18 protein-coding genes are annotated in these 16746 nt (G+C 56.6%); 5 read left to right on the plus strand and 13 right to left on the minus strand.

The window, feature by feature from the left end:
- Nucleotides 1-55: 55 nt before the first annotated feature.
- The 11 genes from JSY17_RS19020 to JSY17_RS19070 form a co-directional block, all read right to left on the minus strand.
- The gene (locus tag JSY17_RS19020; RefSeq protein ID WP_117167098.1) at nucleotides 56-409 is read right to left on the minus strand and encodes a negative regulator of hrp expression HrpV; all 354 of its coding nucleotides are present in this window, start codon (nucleotides 407-409) and stop codon (nucleotides 56-58) included.
- Nucleotides 410-718: 309 nt separating this feature from the next.
- Nucleotides 719-2671 carry a type III secretion system outer membrane ring subunit SctC gene (gene sctC, locus JSY17_RS19025; protein ID WP_232849547.1) on the minus strand — a complete coding sequence of 651 codons (1953 nt, stop codon included), beginning with the start codon at nucleotides 2669-2671 and terminating at the stop codon, nucleotides 719-721.
- Between the two features lie 58 nt (nucleotides 2672-2729).
- Nucleotides 2730-3143 carry a type III secretion system chaperone gene (locus tag JSY17_RS19030; protein ID WP_117182817.1) on the minus strand — a complete coding sequence of 138 codons (414 nt, stop codon included), beginning with the start codon at nucleotides 3141-3143 and terminating at the stop codon, nucleotides 2730-2732.
- Nucleotides 3130-3351: a serine kinase gene (locus JSY17_RS19035; RefSeq protein ID WP_025259532.1), complete on the minus strand. Its 222-nt coding sequence runs from the start codon at nucleotides 3349-3351 to the stop codon at nucleotides 3130-3132. Before JSY17_RS19035 ends, JSY17_RS19030 begins: the two co-directional genes overlap by 14 nt.
- Nucleotides 3352-3421: 70 nt before the next feature.
- Nucleotides 3422-4000: a type III secretion system stator protein SctL gene (gene sctL, locus JSY17_RS19040; RefSeq protein WP_117182818.1), complete on the minus strand. Its 579-nt coding sequence runs from the start codon at nucleotides 3998-4000 to the stop codon at nucleotides 3422-3424.
- Nucleotides 3966-4589 carry a hypothetical protein gene (locus JSY17_RS19045; RefSeq protein WP_122371639.1) on the minus strand — a complete coding sequence of 208 codons (624 nt, stop codon included), beginning with the start codon at nucleotides 4587-4589 and terminating at the stop codon, nucleotides 3966-3968. The genes sctL and JSY17_RS19045 overlap by 35 nt, the downstream gene beginning before the upstream one ends.
- Nucleotides 4586-5377: a type III secretion system inner membrane ring lipoprotein SctJ gene (gene sctJ / locus JSY17_RS19050; protein ID WP_117182820.1), complete on the minus strand. Its 792-nt coding sequence runs from the start codon at nucleotides 5375-5377 to the stop codon at nucleotides 4586-4588. The genes JSY17_RS19045 and sctJ overlap by 4 nt, the downstream gene beginning before the upstream one ends.
- Before the next feature lie 11 nt (nucleotides 5378-5388).
- Nucleotides 5389-5757 carry an EscI/YscI/HrpB family type III secretion system inner rod protein gene (locus tag JSY17_RS19055; protein WP_117182821.1) on the minus strand — a complete coding sequence of 123 codons (369 nt, stop codon included), beginning with the start codon at nucleotides 5755-5757 and terminating at the stop codon, nucleotides 5389-5391.
- A gap of 37 nt (nucleotides 5758-5794) precedes the next feature.
- On the minus strand, nucleotides 5795-6766 hold the full coding sequence (locus tag JSY17_RS19060) for a DNA-binding protein (RefSeq protein WP_117182822.1): 972 nt from the start codon (nucleotides 6764-6766) through the stop codon (nucleotides 5795-5797).
- Nucleotides 6767-6834: 68 nt separating this feature from the next.
- On the minus strand, nucleotides 6835-7041 hold the full coding sequence (locus tag JSY17_RS19065) for a hypothetical protein (RefSeq protein ID WP_025259526.1): 207 nt from the start codon (nucleotides 7039-7041) through the stop codon (nucleotides 6835-6837).
- A gap of 117 nt (nucleotides 7042-7158) precedes the next feature.
- Nucleotides 7159-8082, minus strand: a complete 924-nt coding sequence (locus JSY17_RS19070; RefSeq protein ID WP_117167103.1) for a sigma 54-interacting transcriptional regulator — start codon at nucleotides 8080-8082, stop codon at nucleotides 7159-7161.
- A gap of 551 nt (nucleotides 8083-8633) precedes the next feature.
- Between JSY17_RS19070 and JSY17_RS19075 the strand changes: the two genes are divergently transcribed.
- The 5 genes from JSY17_RS19075 to JSY17_RS19095 all read left to right on the plus strand — a co-directional run bounded on the left by JSY17_RS19075 (nucleotide 8634) and on the right by JSY17_RS19095 (nucleotide 12987).
- On the plus strand, nucleotides 8634-9440 hold the full coding sequence (locus tag JSY17_RS19075; protein WP_025259524.1) for an ABC transporter substrate-binding protein: 807 nt from the start codon (nucleotides 8634-8636) through the stop codon (nucleotides 9438-9440).
- 78 nt (nucleotides 9441-9518) lie between these two features.
- On the plus strand, nucleotides 9519-10247 hold the full coding sequence (locus JSY17_RS19080) for an amino acid ABC transporter permease (RefSeq protein ID WP_117182853.1): 729 nt from the start codon (nucleotides 9519-9521) through the stop codon (nucleotides 10245-10247).
- 2 nt (nucleotides 10248-10249) lie between these two features.
- Nucleotides 10250-10936: an amino acid ABC transporter permease gene (locus tag JSY17_RS19085; RefSeq protein ID WP_206402758.1), complete on the plus strand. Its 687-nt coding sequence runs from the start codon at nucleotides 10250-10252 to the stop codon at nucleotides 10934-10936.
- A gap of 379 nt (nucleotides 10937-11315) precedes the next feature.
- On the plus strand, nucleotides 11316-12488 hold the full coding sequence (gene solA, locus JSY17_RS19090; RefSeq protein WP_206402757.1) for an N-methyl-L-tryptophan oxidase: 1173 nt from the start codon (nucleotides 11316-11318) through the stop codon (nucleotides 12486-12488).
- Nucleotides 12489-12714: 226 nt separating this feature from the next.
- Complete coding sequence (locus tag JSY17_RS19095) at nucleotides 12715-12987, plus strand: hypothetical protein (RefSeq protein WP_206402756.1); 273 nt, start codon at nucleotides 12715-12717, stop codon at nucleotides 12985-12987.
- A gap of 199 nt (nucleotides 12988-13186) precedes the next feature.
- Here the strand turns inward: JSY17_RS19095 and JSY17_RS19100 are convergent, their stop codons facing one another.
- Both JSY17_RS19100 and JSY17_RS19105 read right to left on the minus strand, forming a co-directional pair.
- Nucleotides 13187-14797 (minus strand): gamma-glutamyltransferase family protein, encoded by a 1611-nt coding sequence (locus JSY17_RS19100; RefSeq protein WP_206402755.1) that lies wholly within the window; start codon nucleotides 14795-14797, stop codon nucleotides 13187-13189.
- A gap of 178 nt (nucleotides 14798-14975) precedes the next feature.
- Entirely contained in the window at nucleotides 14976-16601 is a 1626-nt protein-coding gene (locus JSY17_RS19105) for a methyl-accepting chemotaxis protein (RefSeq protein WP_117186794.1), read from the minus strand.
- Nucleotides 16602-16746: the final 145 nt, after the last annotated feature.

Raw genomic sequence — 16746 nt, forward strand, 5'->3', positions numbered from 1 at the left:
CAACTGAGTGGAAAATTAATGGCGAGAGGTTCCTGCTGGAATAAATATTCTGAATCTAGTGTTTAAAACCCGTCAATGTGAGGAACTCACTGAGCAGGCCATGCAAGCTTTCTTCACGTCGATAATCACGGCCCAGTTCATGCCAGACGACGAACCGCTGCTGGTTGTCCAGACAGAGATAGTAACCGTCATAGGATTCGACGTTCTCGAAGCGCCGCTTGAGCGTGTCGGAAAACAGGTTGGGCCGCTGTGCCTGACGCTCTATCATGAGTGCCAGGCCCCAGCCCACGCTGTCTCTGCGATACACGAAATCGATGCCCGGGGCCCATTGCCAGGTGCTCGGCTGCTGCTCGCCGATGCTGACAAGAAAATCTCGCTGGTCGGTACTACGCAGAATCGTTTCAGTCATTCAAATGTACCGTAGTGTATTCAGTTGCGTCGTTACGCAGTTCTGGAGCCCACCAAACTTTAAGGCCGGAACTATTGGCGTCAACTTGCTGGCATTCACTGGCAGAACAAGATGATTGCATTGTCGCACAAGCACTCAACAATAGAGTAACAATAAATAAGGCACCTGCATGTACCAACTTCATTTCGGAATCTCCCTACAAACGGACTGTACTGAATTCGGCCCTGAAAAGTACTGTATTAATGGATTGTGTCGCTATTTAAACAATAGATGTCACTGTGCCAGAAAGCTTTCTCCGTCACATCTGTTTCAAGGCGGCAGTATTGATACTCTGGCCGGGCTGTTCGGTGTCGCAATGGTCGCCACTGGTCGTGTTGCCACAAACACTTCAGTTGATTGACCTGGCTGAAGACGCCCGGCCGGTAACATTGTTACAGCAAGTGTCCGTCCACCCGAACAGGACGCCAGAGAGAAATCCTGAGCCTTGCTGCTGTTGTTACGCACGACTCCGACAGCAATATCGAAGCCATCACCACCAAACCATTGGCCTCGCGCAGGATCAATCGAAAACCCGTTCCCCACTCTACACAGATCCCCCAGACGCACACCAGACGGTGCCTCTTTAACATCACTGGGGATACGTCCCTTGACCAGATCGGCAAAAGCGTTGGAAATGGCTGCTTTCTTGCGGTCCCGACTGTTGGGCGAACCACTGAGGGCCAGCGCCTTGTCGAGTTGCGGGCGATTTTCTGTAGCGATGTAGCGCGCCGGATCTATCTGATCGCCAATCAGCCTTGGCGTGAGAATGAACAGACGTTCGCGTCGCGACACTTCCTGGCGCTTGGAGGTGAACAGCGATCCCAGAACAGGCAGATCTCCCAGCAGCGGAACCTTGTCGTGATGCTGGCCGGTTTCGTCGACATGAAACCCGCCAATCACCAGCGAGCGGTTTTCACTGATGACCGCCTGGGTGCTGACCGTACCACGCTTCACATCCGGAGTTTCACCGTCGCGAGAACGATCGAGCTGGCCGTCCTCGATATCGATGATCAACTGGAAACGACTGGGCTGCGCACCGGCAATGGTACGGGGGATGACTTGCAGGCTGGTCCCGGCGGTAACCGATTGCACATTGGCGACCCGTTCACCGGTGGCAGTGATATAGGCGGTGCGGCTGAAATCGATCACGGCCGGCTGGTTTTCCAGGGTCAATACCGAAGGCCTGGCGATCACCGATGCCACACCCTGCCCCTCCAGCGCCTGAATATCGGCAAAGAAGCGATCGAAGTCATTGATGGAAAGCGTGGCCGAACCACCGGTCAGGAGGGAACTGCCAAAGTTTACCGAGCCGGCACGTGCCGACCAGCGGGATTCCAGGGCGCTCAGTTGAGTACGATCGATGTCCAGAATGATTGCATCGATTTCCACCAGATTGCTCGGCTGGTCCAGTTGCTGGATCAGTTGCTGATACATCTCGCGCTTTTCCGGCGTGTCGTAGATCAGTACCGCATTGTTGCGCACATCGGCGACCACCTTGCGATTGCTTGAGGTCTTGCCAGGCTTTGGCTTGTCACGGGAAGCGGTGCGCTCTGTGGCCAGATTGATGATCTTGTTGCGGCCGATATCGGCCATGCCTTGCAAGGCCTGGATATTGGCCATCGGGTCCTGGGGTGAAGGCGGTACAACCTGTTTGCTTTCAAGCAGGCCGTCGAGCAGCGTCGCGACACCGGGAATGGTGATGCTCTGCTCACGATAGTGGATATCGCGATCGGCCACGGCGGCGTAACGCAGGGAGAACATCATGACCTGCTGCTTTTCTTCAGGCTTGACCTTTTCCTTGCTGAAACCGCGAATCAGTTCGACATAGCGAACCGGACCACTGACCAGCACCACGCCTTCATCCGGCAGCTCACCCCAGCCGAAACGCTTGTCCAGCAGGCCGATATCGGTCAGCGCCTGCTTCAGGTCGGGGGCGGCATCGGAAGACACTTCCAGCCGTTGCGAGACTTGCCCCGACTGTGGGCTCACGTACAACTTGCCGTTGTACAGGAACCATTGAAATTGATGTTCCAGGGCCATGCGATCCAGGAATTCCTGGGCATTGCCGGCGCGAATCTTTGCATCCACCACACCACTGACACCATTCATCTCCAGGCCTACGCCATAGGAGCTGGCAAAATCCTTCAGCACGGTGCTCAAGGGCGTCTGGGATGCCTCGTAGGCATAAGCGGACTGGCGCCACTCTTCAGGTACCGCAGCCATGGCCACCTCTGCCTGCATGCACAGCAGTGCAAGACAGCACAGTCGTTTCAAGCATTGCTTAAACATAAGAGCCTCTCAGTGCCATAGGCCGCATGAATTGCCTTGGCGGGGTCACCTTCCTGGGTTCAAGCATCGATTCCCAGACATCGCGCTGGTTGACCAGGTCTTCGATGTCATGGATGACCAATGCCGTACTCTGAAACTGCTGGTATTGCACAAGGCACAGGTGGCTGGTCTCGGGATCCAGTGCCAGCGCCCCGCGAAAGCGCCTGATGCTGGGTCCGGAAAGGCGCAATGCGGCTTCTAGCCCCGCATCGCCACCGCGCCATGCCGCGCTCAACGGCGCGAGATAAATCAGCCCTGCATTGCTGCGTTTAACGCTTAACGGCTGCTGATCGATTTGCAACAGCAACACAGGCTCGTTGCTGTCGAGCCAACGCTCGACAGCAACGATCAGATCAGCGGATTTCATTGATGATGGCCTTGGCCAGGTTGTGCTTGACCACAATTTCCTGGTTCACAGCCCAGCTGGCAGTCGAAGACTGCCGGATAGCCGAGTTGAAGGCGTGCCAATCATCCGGAGAGAAGGCGTCCAGACTCAGTGCAGCCGAGTCCAGGTCCTTTTGGGTGTTTTCGAAGTTGTTGTCGAGACGGCGTCTGAGTGCATCGGAAGAAAGCATGGTGATACTCCTGGTTCGGGGACTCATGACTGAGTGGAAAGCGCAGGAGTTTGGTTCCAGAAGATTCCGATCAAGGCCAGACATGGCGCTGCAGGGCGTTCCAGCTCAGACTGAAATCTCCATGCTCGGTGCGCAGGCTGATGGCGTCGGGTTCAAGATTCGGATCACCGCGCAATGTCCAGCCCAGTTGCCCCTGCTCTTCCAGACTCTGGGCCAGCAGTGTTATCCGGTCGGGATGGCAATAGATCAGGGCCGATTCTTCGTTGGGGCTGGCCGAGGTCAGTTGCCGCAGGACTGAGCTGACTTTCTGGCCGTCCGACAATTCGCCCAGCACAAGCTGCAGCGCCTGCTGCACCAGATCTTCTGCCGCCTCGACGACCGTTGCCAGTGTCCGCTCCCGTTGCTCGCGCAGATCATCGAGCAATGACTGAGCCTGCTGCCAGACCTCGGCACGGGTTTGCTCTTCACAGCGCTGGCGCAGCGCCTCGGCCTCAGCTTCGGCAGTGTCGAGAATTTCCCGGGCCCGGGCACGAGCATCTTCCAGCAATTCTTCTGCCAGCAGACTCTGCTCAAGCACTTCCCGGCGCAGAAGCGGCTCGTTAACCGTGGAACGGTTACTGGTAAGCGTCAGACTGCGACTGGTCAACATGCGGACTTCCCTCAATGCTGTTGCTCAAAACGTACCCACCCACGGCCTGCCACAAGGCACACAATCTGGCTTTGGGGATGTCATCCAGTGACAGGCATTCGGCCTGACCCACCGCATCGCGAGCGAACCTGACCCGCAGTCGCTGCCAGAGCCGGTCACCGACCCACGCTTTCAAAAGGCCAAGGCCCGCAACTCGAGACTGCCGGGCATCCCAGTGTTCGGGCAGCCAGCGCCCGGGTTGCAAGGCCCTGCCCAGCCGCCGACACCAGAGCCAGGCCGGTTCGTCCAGGCTGTCGGGGCGCGGCATGCGACTGCCGGCACAAATGCCTGCACACAGTTCGAGCGCCAGCGCCCATTGCTCATCGTTCAGATCCAGCAAGGGCAACAACAGGGCATCGGGTGCAGGCGGAAGGGTCGACGTCATGCCCAGATAGCGGTCGACCAATGTGTCGTCGACCTGCCCCAACAGCTTCAGGGTTGAAGCGTTCATGCCAGCCGAATCGTGCAGTTGCCAACTGTCATGGGCCTGACGCCAGCCCTGGGTCCACCAGCATACCCAGGCCAGCGCCTGCGGCTCGCTCACGTTCATTTCGGCGGTTCCGTCGCTACAGCAGGACCTGGTCGCGGCATGAAGCGCTGTCGCCATTGTGGATTGAGTGCCCACAGGCCAGCCAGCATCAGAGCGATTCCGAACGTACAGAGCACCGCCATCCACTGCCAGAACTCCATGCGCTCGCGCGTCATGGTGAACGGCCCGAAACTGACCATCGGCACCGACTCCTGATAGCCCTGAGAAGGAACGAACACCACAGCCAGCTTTTTCTCGTCCGCATTGGCCATGCCCGGAATACTGCTGGCAACCATGCGCCGTATGCGCGGCAATATGCTGTCGGGTTCAAGATCATTGCGGTATTTGATGAACACCGCGGCCGAGGCCGGCTGAACCGGCTCCCCCGGCGCGATGCGTTCAGGCAGTACGACATGCACCCTGGCAACCACGACACCATCGATCTGCGACAGGGTCTGCTCCAGTTCCTGAGACAGGGCATATATATAGCGCGCCCGCTCTTCCATGGGAGAGGAAATGACCCCCTCCTTGCGGAATACTTCCCCCAGCGTCGAGCGTGACCGGCGAGGCAGGCCTACGGCCTCCAGCACCCGCACGGCCCGGGAAATATCCTGCGTGGAAACCAGGACTGCAACGCCACCCTTGTCCAGGCGCTTTTGCGCGTCAATGTTTTTACCCGCAAGCTCTGCCAACACTTCGTTGGCATCCTGCTCGGTCAGATCGCGATGCAGCTCCATACGGTCGCCGCAGCCAGCCATCATTAACGCCAAAAGCATAAGGATGGCCAGCCTGATTGCTTTGGGGTGCATAGTCGGGCCTTTTATTGCAGACTGGTCAGTTTTTCCACAGTCTGGGCTGCCTTGCTCACCAGCTTGGCGCTGAGCAGGCTTTCCAGATAAAAGGAAGACAGGGAACGGTTGGCATCCATCGCCATTTTCGGGTCACTTGAGCGAGCGGCTCGCTGCAGGTCCCGGTCAACCTTTTCCGACTCTTTCTGGTAAGCGGTCGATGCCTTGGAGATGGGCGATACCAGCATTTGCGAATCGCTGGCGGGCCTGGGATCTGCTGTGCGCATGGCGGCATTGAACCAGGCAATGTCCGCCTCGGCAGGAGTGGGACCAGACGGTGGCGATGTCACCTCTGTCTCGAAGAGGCCAGAGTGATGAGTGGATACGCGAGTAACTGCCATGTTTGCTTTCTCCTGCCAAGACGAAGGTTTTTACAGATCAACCGCGATAGTCGGTGACGCTTTGCTGAACGAGAACGGACAGAACGTTGCCTGCCGCGATGCTCGCATCGGTCTTCAGGGTGTTGCCGGCGCCACCGTTCTGGAAGTTCTGCTCCGCATTGGGAAACAGACCGCCCAGCGAATTACCTTGAGCGCTGTCCTTGATTTCGCCCTTGATCATGTTGATGGCTTTCTGGAACTGCTCGCTTTCAGCCTTGGACATGACGTTGTCACCCTCGGAGAGCTCACCCATCCAGTCCTTTGACTTGCCGTCCGGTTTTCCGAACTCTTCCGGATGCATGTCCATGAAGCGCGAGATCTCCTTGAGAACGTCTTTGTCCTCGAAGTTGAAGCTCATCTGGCCGCTTTTGGCATTCGGGGCAGTGTTGGGGGTCAGCAGGTTGTCGAGTTTTTCCTCGCCCAGGCTGCCCAGCAATGCGGCCAGCAGTTCCTGCAGACCACCACCGGAAGCTCCGTTACTGGCTGCAGGCGAACCGCCACAGCCCGACGATGAGCGGGGGGCAGTGTTGTTGCCGGCATTGAAACCCGAATTGCCAGTGCCGAAACCCGAACCGCCCGAGACGTTCTGACCTTTGGAGCCACCGCTGAGGAATTCGTTGATCAGGCCTTCCAGTCCTTTGGTGAAGGACTCTTTCTCACTGCTGTTGAGGTACTTGTCTTCCGACAGCTCGTCGCGCCAGCCATTGACCTTGCCATTGGCGTCGTGCGGTTTTCCGAACTGGTCGGGATTGCGATCCATGTAGTCGGCAACCATACCGAGCAATGGATTATCGGTATCGCGAATGTTGGCGCCGCTGCCGGACTTTTCGAACATCGTATCGCCCAGCAATGAAGCGATCTTGCCAGCACTGCCGTTGGAGTCGGACTGCATGGCAGACATTTGCGTACTCGCGAAAGTACTCTGGAAAGTGGTGCCTTGTGCAGCGCCTATCGAAGAAGAAGGAATCATGTGTTTACTCCCTGGAATCGAACAGGTTGAAGCCCTCCTGGCATGAACCAAGAGGGCGCGGCAACCACTTAGTAGTTGATCGCCTTACCGGTTTGCTGAGCAGCGTTCTGCGCCTTGGTGGCAGAATCCTGGTAGGCGCTGGCGATACCGTTGATGGTATCTGTTTGCATTTTGTTCGATTGAGCTTCGGCGTTCATCATTGTGGTTGCAGCAGCAGTGGAGTCCATCAGGGTCATTGCGGACATCGAAGCGCCGAGGGAAGCAGTACCAGCCATAGTTATTACTCCTGATCATCGAGATGGTTTGGACACCGAATTGGTGTTCGAACATTGAGTGGTCGATTTTCAGAAGCGGTTCCATGCGAACGCATGAATGAGGAAATAAATAAGAAACTACGGCTCCGGGGAGTTGATGCTGAGACTTTTCATGCGGTGATAAAGGGTGCGTCGGGGGATGCCCAGTTCACTGATCACGGACTCGATACACTTGGGATGACGCGACAGACAATCCTGAATGAGAGCTTTTTCGAACTGGCGAAGATACCCCTTCAGATGAATATTACCTTCCAGGTTCGGATCTTCGTCGGTGCCCAGCGGTGACATGCCCAATACAAACCGCTCTGCTGCGCATTTGAGTTCACGGATATTGCCGGGCCAGCGGTGGCTGAGCAGACGATTGAGCACTGACGGATCGCGCTGGGGAATCGGTTGATGGTGCTTGTGAGCGGTTTCCATGACGAAACGCTCGAACAACGAAGGAAGATGGTCCAGACGTGAACGCAGGGTAGGCAACTGGATCTTGATGACGTTCAGGCGAAAAAACAGATCGCGTCGAAACTTGCCCTCCTCTACCAGTTTTTCCAGCGGCGTCTGTGTCGCGACGATCACCCGCAGGTTCAGCGGCACGAAGCGCGTCGACCCCAGGCGCTCTATTCCGCGCATTTCCAGCACGCGCAGCAGCTTGGCCTGGAGCAACAGCGGCATGCTGTCGATTTCATCCAGATAGAGCGTCCCGTTGTGGGACGCTTCTATATAGCCTGCCCGCGACTTGGATGCGCCGGTGTATGCACCTGCCATGACCCCGAAAAGCTCACTCTCGGCCAGTTGCTCGGGCACGGCGGCACAGTTGAGTGCGACCAGCGGACCTTCGCGACCCGACAGCTGGTGAATTCGGCGTGCCAGGGTGTCCTTGCCGGTGCCCGTCTCCCCCTCCAGCACCATGTCGACGTTGAGCGGAGCCGCCTTGCGGATAAACGACTGCAGCGTGCCAAAGATATCGAGGACCTCATGCTCCATCTGCGAAGAGTCAGTATTCATAAAGCCCTCATCCATCCATCTCCTTGCGATGATAAACACTTCCGCTGAATGTCAGGAATACCCTCGCAGACGGATCTCGACACTCTGCCGACGACCGACACCGCGAAACGGGTACTTTAAATTAACGTCCAGCAATTATCTCGTTTTGATTTTCTATTAAAACCATTGATTTCTCGGTAAGGCACCGGATGACAGTCAACATGTAAAAAAGCAAGACGAAAGCATCATTGCCACGCAGCAGTTCTTCAACTTTGCAAGTCTTTTAAGAGCCCGGATTTTTATGGCAGGCAAAGTGCGTTCTTATTCGGTTTTCCGAACGCGTAATAAAACCGTCGTATATTTCTGGCACATGTTCCACCTTGATTCATATACATGTCCTGCAGTCTTTAACAAGTGCACGCAGAAGCGCCCTGTGACGCTCCGTGTACCAAAAGGAGCACAAGACCCTACATATTCCAAAAAAGAATTACAAGATTCCTTTATATTCTTTTTAACATCACCCATGAGCTGCAACACTCACCACAGAATCATCCATAAAGTGTTGAGAACTCATGAAAAAATTGACTGCCATTACTGCTCTGTCCCTCGCCGTGCTTTCCGGTCTGGCCCACGCCGATCGCCTGGAAGACATCAAGAAGTCCGGTGTGCTGAGGGTCGCTGCTTTCGACAGCAATCCGCCGTTCGGTTTTGTAGATGCAAAAAGCAAGCAAATAGAGGGCCTGGATGTGGATTACGCCAAGGCCATCGCCGACAAGCTGGGCGTGAAGCTGCAATTGCAGCCTACAAACCCTGCAAACCGGGTACCGCTGCTGGTGGCCAACAAGGTCGATCTGGTTCTGGCCAACTTCACCATCACCCCGGAGCGGGCCGAGCAGGTGAACTTCAGCATCCCCTACTTTTCCTCGGGCCAGCAGTTCATCGTCAAGAAAGGCACGCTCAAGAATCAGGATGACCTGAACAAGTGGCGCGTAGGCGTCGACAAGGGCACCGTCAACGAAGGCGTGCTGCGCGAGAAATTCCCCGGTGCCAAAGTCATTGCCTACGATGATACGCCCTTTGCCTTCACCGCATTGCGCAACGGTAACGTGCAGGCCATCACTCAGGACGGTCCGAAACTGATCGGTCTGCTGGCCAACGTGCCGGACAAGGACAAATACGAAGTCCCGCCTTTCACCATCTCCAATGACCTGATCGGAGTCGGAATTCCGAAAGGCGAAACCGCACTGACCGAGTTCGTCAACCAGACGCTGGTGGAACTGGAGTCCAAGGGCCAGGCGCAGAAAATCTATGACACCTGGTTCGGCCCGAACACCCCGACACCTCTGGCTCGCCTGTTCAAGATCGGTGACAAGAGCTGATCGCACTGACCCGCTTTTCAACAGCCCGCTGCGGACAACCCGGCGGGCTCTTTCAATTCTGGATGGATGTTGCATCTGATGTTCGGTGAACTGCTGGGCCCGCAATACCTGCATCTGTTGTTCGATGGATTTCTGCTCACACTGCGCCTGTCGATCCTGGTCTGTCTGATCGCCACAGCACTTGGCTTTCTTGTCTGTCTGGCACGTATTTCCTCTTCGCGCCTGTGGTCCTGGCCTGCACGGGGCTATCTGTCGCTGTTTCGCAATACCCCCCTGCTGGTGCAGCTGTTCTTCTGGTATTTCGGGGTCAGCGCCCTGTTGCCCGAAGAGCTGGTCAGCTGGCTGAACATGCCTCATGAAATAAACCTCGCCGGACTGCTGATCGAATGGCCGTCATTCGAGTTCATTGCCGGTTTCTGGGGCCTGACGCTCTATAGCAGTGCATTCATCGCCGAAGAGTTCCGTGCCGGTGTCGCTTCGGTGCGCCCCCAGCAGCGTACCGCCGGACAAGCTCTGGGGCTGCGCCCCGCGCAGGTCTGGCGTTATGTCGTGCTGCCTCAGGCAGTACGCACCGCGCTTGGGCCATTGCTGGGGCAATACATGAATGTGCTGAAAAACTCGTCGCTGACCATGGCCATCGGCCTGGCCGAACTGTCCTATGCCTCGCGTCAGGTCGAAACCGAAACCTTCAAGGCTTTCCAGGCCTTCGGTATCGCGACCTTGCTGTACATCGTGAGCATCGCGCTGATCGAAGCCATCGGCCAGATGATCCAGCACAGCAAGCGTTATCGCCAGGGAGCGGCCTGACCATGGACTTTTCAGTCATAAGCGACAACTTCACCTACCTGATGGTGGGCGCGTATCCGGACGGGCCACTGGGCGGTGCGGCACTGACGCTGATCCTCAGTCTGCTGTCAGGCGTTCTGGCCGCAGTATTGGGCCTGGTACTGGGCGTGGCTCTGGTGCTGGTACGTGGCCGGACACGCTGGATATTGCTGGGCGTGCTGGGTTTCTTTCGCGCCATTCCGGTGGTGATGCTGATTTTCTGGACTTACTTCCTGCTGCCGATTCTGTTCAACGTCGATGTCCCGGCCTTGTTCACCGTGGTCTGCGCCCTCTCGCTGATTGGCGGTGCCTATCTGGCGCACTCCGTCCACTCGGGCATCCTCAGCCTGTCTTCAGGTCAGTGGGCGGCAGCCAAGGCGCTGGGCATGAGTCCATGGCAAGTGCTGCGTCTGATCATCCTGCCCCAGGCACTGCCGATCATGCTGCCTTCGTTCCTCAATCAATGGATCTCCCTTATAAAAGATACCTCGCTGGCCTATGTGATCGGTGTCGGGGAGCTGTCGTTCGTGGCGACTCAGGTCAGCAACCGGGTCATGGTGTACCCCACCGAGATTTTCCTGTTCATCGCTCTGGTGTACTTCATTATCTGCTCGGCACTGGATCTGGTGGCCAATCGACTCACGGGTAGCGGAAGCGCGAAAAAAAGCTGAAAAAATAATCGGATTCTGTGCGCTTATTCGCGAATTCAGGATCCATTTTCAGCCCTTTAAAGGTCACCGGACAGGTACATTTCACGAGCTGTTCATAAAATAACCACACAGCCACAGGCCACGTAGAACGTGGCTTACAAAAAGTTACCCACAGACATACCCACGTTTTCCGTGGACAACTTTTCAAAAATTCCGGACCTGAAAAACACCTGCGAGCGCAAGTCAAAATTCATCGGCGGTGTGAAGTTTTTTGCACGCCCTTCCCTCACCCGACGATTGGGCAAGGCTATGCAATCCAGGCATATGCTTATGCCTTTTTGACTGTTGCCTGCGATGCACCCGTTCTCTGAAATAAGCGCTTTTTCGAGGCGGCCTGCAGATGGAACAACGTTGTGAAGTGGCTGTTCTCGGCCTGGGTGCCATGGGCGCGGCAACTCTTTATCAGCTGGCCAAGGCCGGGGTCAGTACCATTGGTGTGGATCGCCACAGCCCGCCACATACCTGTGGTTCCAGCCATGGCGATACGCGCATTACCCGTCTTTCAGTCGGTGAAGGCCCGCAGTATCTGCCGCTGGTGCGCAACTCTCACGCCATATGGCGTGATCTGGAGGCGCTTTCCGGCGAGGCTCTGTTCGAGCAATGCGGCGTTCTGGTGATGAGCTCCCACCCGGCTTACGACCCGCAAGACCCGCAGGACTTCACCCACAAGACCATCGAACTGGCAAGGGCCTACGGCGTGGAACACGAAGTTCTGTCGGCCCAATCCATTCGTCAGCAATTTCCACAGTTCGCACCGGTACTGGATAACGCCATCGGCTACTTCGAGCCGGGCGGCGGTTATGTCCGGCCAGAGCGCTGCATTGACGTGCAGCTCAAACTGGCCAAAGCCCAGGGTGCCAGGGTCCTGACGGACGAAACCGTCACTCACTTGCAGACGCATGGCGAAGGCGTGCGCATCACGACCGATAAAGGTTCTATCCTGGCCGACAAGGTGGTCGTCAGTGCAGGCATGTGGTCTGCCGACCTGCTCGGAGCGCCCTTCGACCGATTACTGAGGGTCTGTCGGCAAAAGCTGTTCTGGTTCGAACTGGCAGAACAGGCTGTCTTCGCGCCTGTCTCACCCAGCTTTATCCTGACCCACGGACCGGGTGAGGTGGATATCAACTACGGCTTCCCGCCGCTTCCCGGCGAAGGCAGCATGAAGATGGCTACCGAGCAATACGTCGACGTCTCGCAACCCGAAACCCTGGAGCGAAGCATCACGGCTGCAGAAGAGCAGGAAATGTTCCAGACCCAGGTCAGCGGCAAGATAGCCGGACTGACCTCCAGAGTCGTCAGATCCTCCGTGTGCGCCTACACGGTGACACCGGATTACCACTTCATCATCGATGAACACCCACGGCTGAAAAACGTGACCGTTGTATCCGCCTGCTCGGGACACGGTTTCAAACACTCTGCCGGACTTGGGCAAGCGTTGGCCCAGCGTTGTATTCATGGAAAGAGTGATGTGGACTTGTCTGCGTTTTCACTGAAACGCTTCAAGTTGCACTAGTTGCATAACAGGCAGCCTGTACCGGTGGTGAAAGTCGGAAAAACTTGCACCACCTCAACAAGCGACTTTTATAAAACATCATCCGCGCCTGTTCATACAACCTGAAAGCCTTGCATATTGAAAAAGCGAAACTCGGCAAGGCTTATATCAAGGGAACCTAACTAAAAATCAGCACGCCTCAAATAAATAACACAGAAAAATTCAGTGCTACTTACAGTGTTAATACTTGAGCCTTGATGATTCAACGACATTGACTTTACTGTTGTCACTCCCTGTTGAAGTAAAAACCTTCAAGACCGAAAAACATGCACGAAGCCAACACAATCGCGCCAAAAACGGACAGTTCGATCAGCTTTTCGCACACGTGCTTTTTTCATCCGCGCATCAAGGATGGCGGTCGACATATCGGGAAAAAGGAAAAATCGAGCGCGCCTTTGACAGCCACTTCCCGAAAATGTTCAGAATGACCGCCTATCCTGTCAAAGTTTTTTTCGAATAAACACTCTATTTCCAGACAGCACGCACAAGGAAGTTTTCAGCAAAAACACAGACGTAATCTCCCTCTCGATGGTCGATTCACAAGAACAAGAAACAGCTGACTTACTCATGGGAGACCACAGCGATTTATTGAGTCGTGATTATTCTGGCCAACCGGGTCAAAGATAACCCGGTGCCTGCCAGATCCGGAAAGCCAGCCCTTACCAGACTGCAATATGCGAATCGGCGCGTGGTTCCGTACCGCCACACAACACACCGGTATCAGGATCGCGCACGATGATCTGGCCACGGCCATAACCGACCAGATCACACGCAATCTCGATCTTATGCCCTCTTCTGGCGAGCGACAGGGCCAAATCCCGGGAAGCCGCAGGTTCGACGCCCACTTTCATGCCTCCCAGCCATTGCCAGCGTGGCGCATCGAGCGCCGATTGGGGGTTGAGGCCAAAATCCACCAGGTTCATCACCATCTGCACATGCCCTTGGGGCTGCATGTAACCGCCCATGACCCCGAATGGCCCGACAGGCTGGCCTTCTTTAGTCAGAAATCCCGGAATGATCGTGTGCAGCGTCTTTTTACCTGCCACCAGAGCATTGGAGTGCCCGGGGTCCAGACTGAACTCCTGGCCACGATTCTGCAGCGCGATACCGCTGTCGGGCAGCACAATGCCTGACCCGAAACCGTGATAGTTGCTCTGGATATACGACACCATATTGCCCTCGGCGTCTGCCGTTGCCAGGTAGACGGTGCCGCTTGAATGCGGTTCACCCGGCGTCGGCGCAAGGGCTTGTTCGCCGATCAGCTCGCGTCGTTTTTGTGCGTAGCCTGTGCTCAACAGATCGGCAACTGCCACACGCATGTATTGCGGATCGGTGATGTAGTGCAGTCCGTCACTGTAGGCGAGTTTCAGGGCTTCGATCTGACGGTGCCAGGTTTGCTGGCTGTCACGATGATCGAACTCGAACCCTTGAAGGATTTGCAGGGTCATGAGTGCGATCAGGCCCTGACCGCTGGGTGGAATCTCCCATACGTCATAGCCGCGATAATTGACGCTGATGGGCTCGACCCAACGGGGACGATAGTTCTGCAGATCCGTCAGTCGAAGATAGCCACCGTCGGCCTGTGACCGGGCGTCGAGTCGGCGGGCGATGTCACCTCGATAAAAGCTTTCGCAACGGGTCGCTGCCAGCTCGCTCAAGGTCCGCGCCTGGGCAGGGTTACTGAATATCTCGCCCGCCTTCGGCGCCCTGCCATCGATCAGGAAAGTATCGAACCAGGCCTGCATGGCTGGCTCACGCAGGGTGCTGAACCGCTCGAACGCGATCTGCCATTGATGGGCGACTACGGGAGAAACCGGAAAACCGCCCTCGGCAAGGCTGATCGCCGGTTGCAGCAAATCGGCAAAGGGCAAACGGCCAAAGCGGGTCGACAGTTCGGCCCAGGCCGACGGGCAACCGGGTACGGTTACCGGCGTCCAGCCGTATAAAGGCATTTCCGTGTGGCCGGCAGCCTTGACGGCCTCGATGTTCAAACCGGCAGGTGCATGACCACTGGCATCGAGCCCATGTAACTGGCCTTTGACCCAGACCAGGGCAAACGCATCGCCACCGATACCGCATCCGGTCGGCTCGACCACCGTCAAGGCCGCCGCCGTGGCAATGGCGGCATCGATTGCGTTGCCCCCCTTGCGCATGATTTCGATCCCCGCCTCGGCAGCCAGCGGTTGCGACGCGGCGACCATGCCACGCCGGGCAAATACACTCTGGCGTTGGGATGCATAAGGATATTGATGAGCGGAAAACTTCAGCATAAGAGTGCCTCCGGCAGGACCCGGCTCAAAAAGGCCCCGGTACATGGATTGTCGGTTTGCTGAATATCCGGGAAGGTGGGCATTGCTCGATGGGCTTTGTCTGGTCGAGCAACGCCGCATATTGAGGCCTTGAGTGACCTGATGCCGCCCGGCCCCATGACCGGACGGCTTTACAAGCTTAAACCTGGAATTGCTTGGTGATATGACTCAGGTTTGTCGCCAGCTTGGACAACTCTGCTGTGGCGATGGTCGTCTGGTTCGCGCCCTCGGAAGTCTGAGCCGACAGGTCACGAATGCTCACCAGGCTTCTATCGACCTCTCGCGCCACCTGAGCCTGCTCTTCGGCTGCGGTGGCGATCATCAGATTGCGCTCGTTGATCTGGCCGATGGAGTCGGTAATGGCCAGCAATGCCTGCCCGGCACCATTGGCCAGTTGCAGCGTGTTGTGGGCCTGATGACTGGTCTGCTCCATGGCCGTCACCGCCTGATGCGTACCGGTCTGGATCGAACTGACCATCTGCTCGATTTCCCGGGTCGATTGCTGGGTGCGATGCGCCAGCGCCCTCACCTCATCGGCCACCACGGCAAATCCACGACCGGCCTCGCCCGCCCGGGCCGCTTCGATGGCAGCATTGAGTGCCAGAAGGTTGGTTTGCTCGGCGATGGCACGAATGACGTCCAGTACCTTGCTGATATCCGTGGCCATGGTCGCCAGCTCACGCACCTCGGCAGAAGTATCTCCCACCTTGGCCACCATCAGGTTGATCGCGGCTACCGTTTCATCCACCTGAGCGCGACCATCCAGCGCCGCCTTGGTGGACTGCGCCGCCGACGTCGAGGCAGCCGCAGCGTTACTGGCTACTTCATCGACCGCAGCGCTCATTTCGGTGACCGCAGTTGCAGCCATTTCGATTTCGTTACTCTGGCGCAGGGTCGTGCGCGATGCGTCTTCGGTCACGACATGCATTTCTTCGGAAGTCGAAGCCAACTGCGAGGCCGAATCCAGAATGGTAGCCAGGGCACCCCGCAGATTGGACTGCATCGCGGCCAGCGAACCGACCAGTCGGGCCGCTTCATCGGTGCCCTCTTGCTTGATCGGCTGGGTCAAGTCATTGGCTGCAATACGCTGGGCAATCGCCAGCGCATCGCCAATAGGAACAGTAAGACTGCGGGTGTACAGCCAGGCAAGCAGTACCGTGCCAGTTGCACCCAGCACAGCGAACAGGATCACCATCACGACAGTCCCGTGGTAAGCCGCTTCAGCCTTGTCGCCTGCACGCTTGGCTTTCATATCGTTCACGCCGATCAGCTTCTGCAGCGTTGCCTCGGTCAGATCGGCAGCAGCCTTCATGTCCGTATTGGAAGTCTTTACCGCAGCCTCCAGATTGCCCGCTGCCGTTTCCGACAGGTAACGATCCTGGATAGCGTTATAACTGGTAATAGCCTGTTTGAGCTCACCGAAGGCTTGCCGACCTTCAGCCGTGACAAGCAACTTGGCCAGGGAATCGCTGTACTCATTGATCAACTGACGGGACTGCTGAATATCGCTGATAGCCTTGGTCTTGCGCTCCTGTGGCTCCAGAGGATTACGCAAGCGGGCATTGTTACCGCGCAGACTGACGAACTCCCGATCCAGCGAGCCGAGCAGTTTGACGCTGGGCAGCACGTTGGTTTCTACATGTTTCTCTGCTTCATTGAGCTTCTCGGCCTGTCGCATGAACAATACCCCCTGAATCAACAACATCAGGCAGAAGAAGCCAAAGCACAGGGCAGAACGTGGGGCGAGGTTAAGACGTCGCATCATTGCGGGTTACTCCACAGCGGGGGTGTTTTTAACTGATCGGCGTAGCGTTTTTTTCCTTGAAGGGTGTCGGATCAACGGTAGACGGCAATCACATAGTCAGCAAAGAAAAATAAAACCTCTTAAAAACATCATTTTGAAACTCCCA

The organism is Pseudomonas capsici, assembly GCF_017165765.1.
In the GTDB taxonomy this organism is placed as follows: domain Bacteria; phylum Pseudomonadota; class Gammaproteobacteria; order Pseudomonadales; family Pseudomonadaceae; genus Aquipseudomonas; species Aquipseudomonas capsici.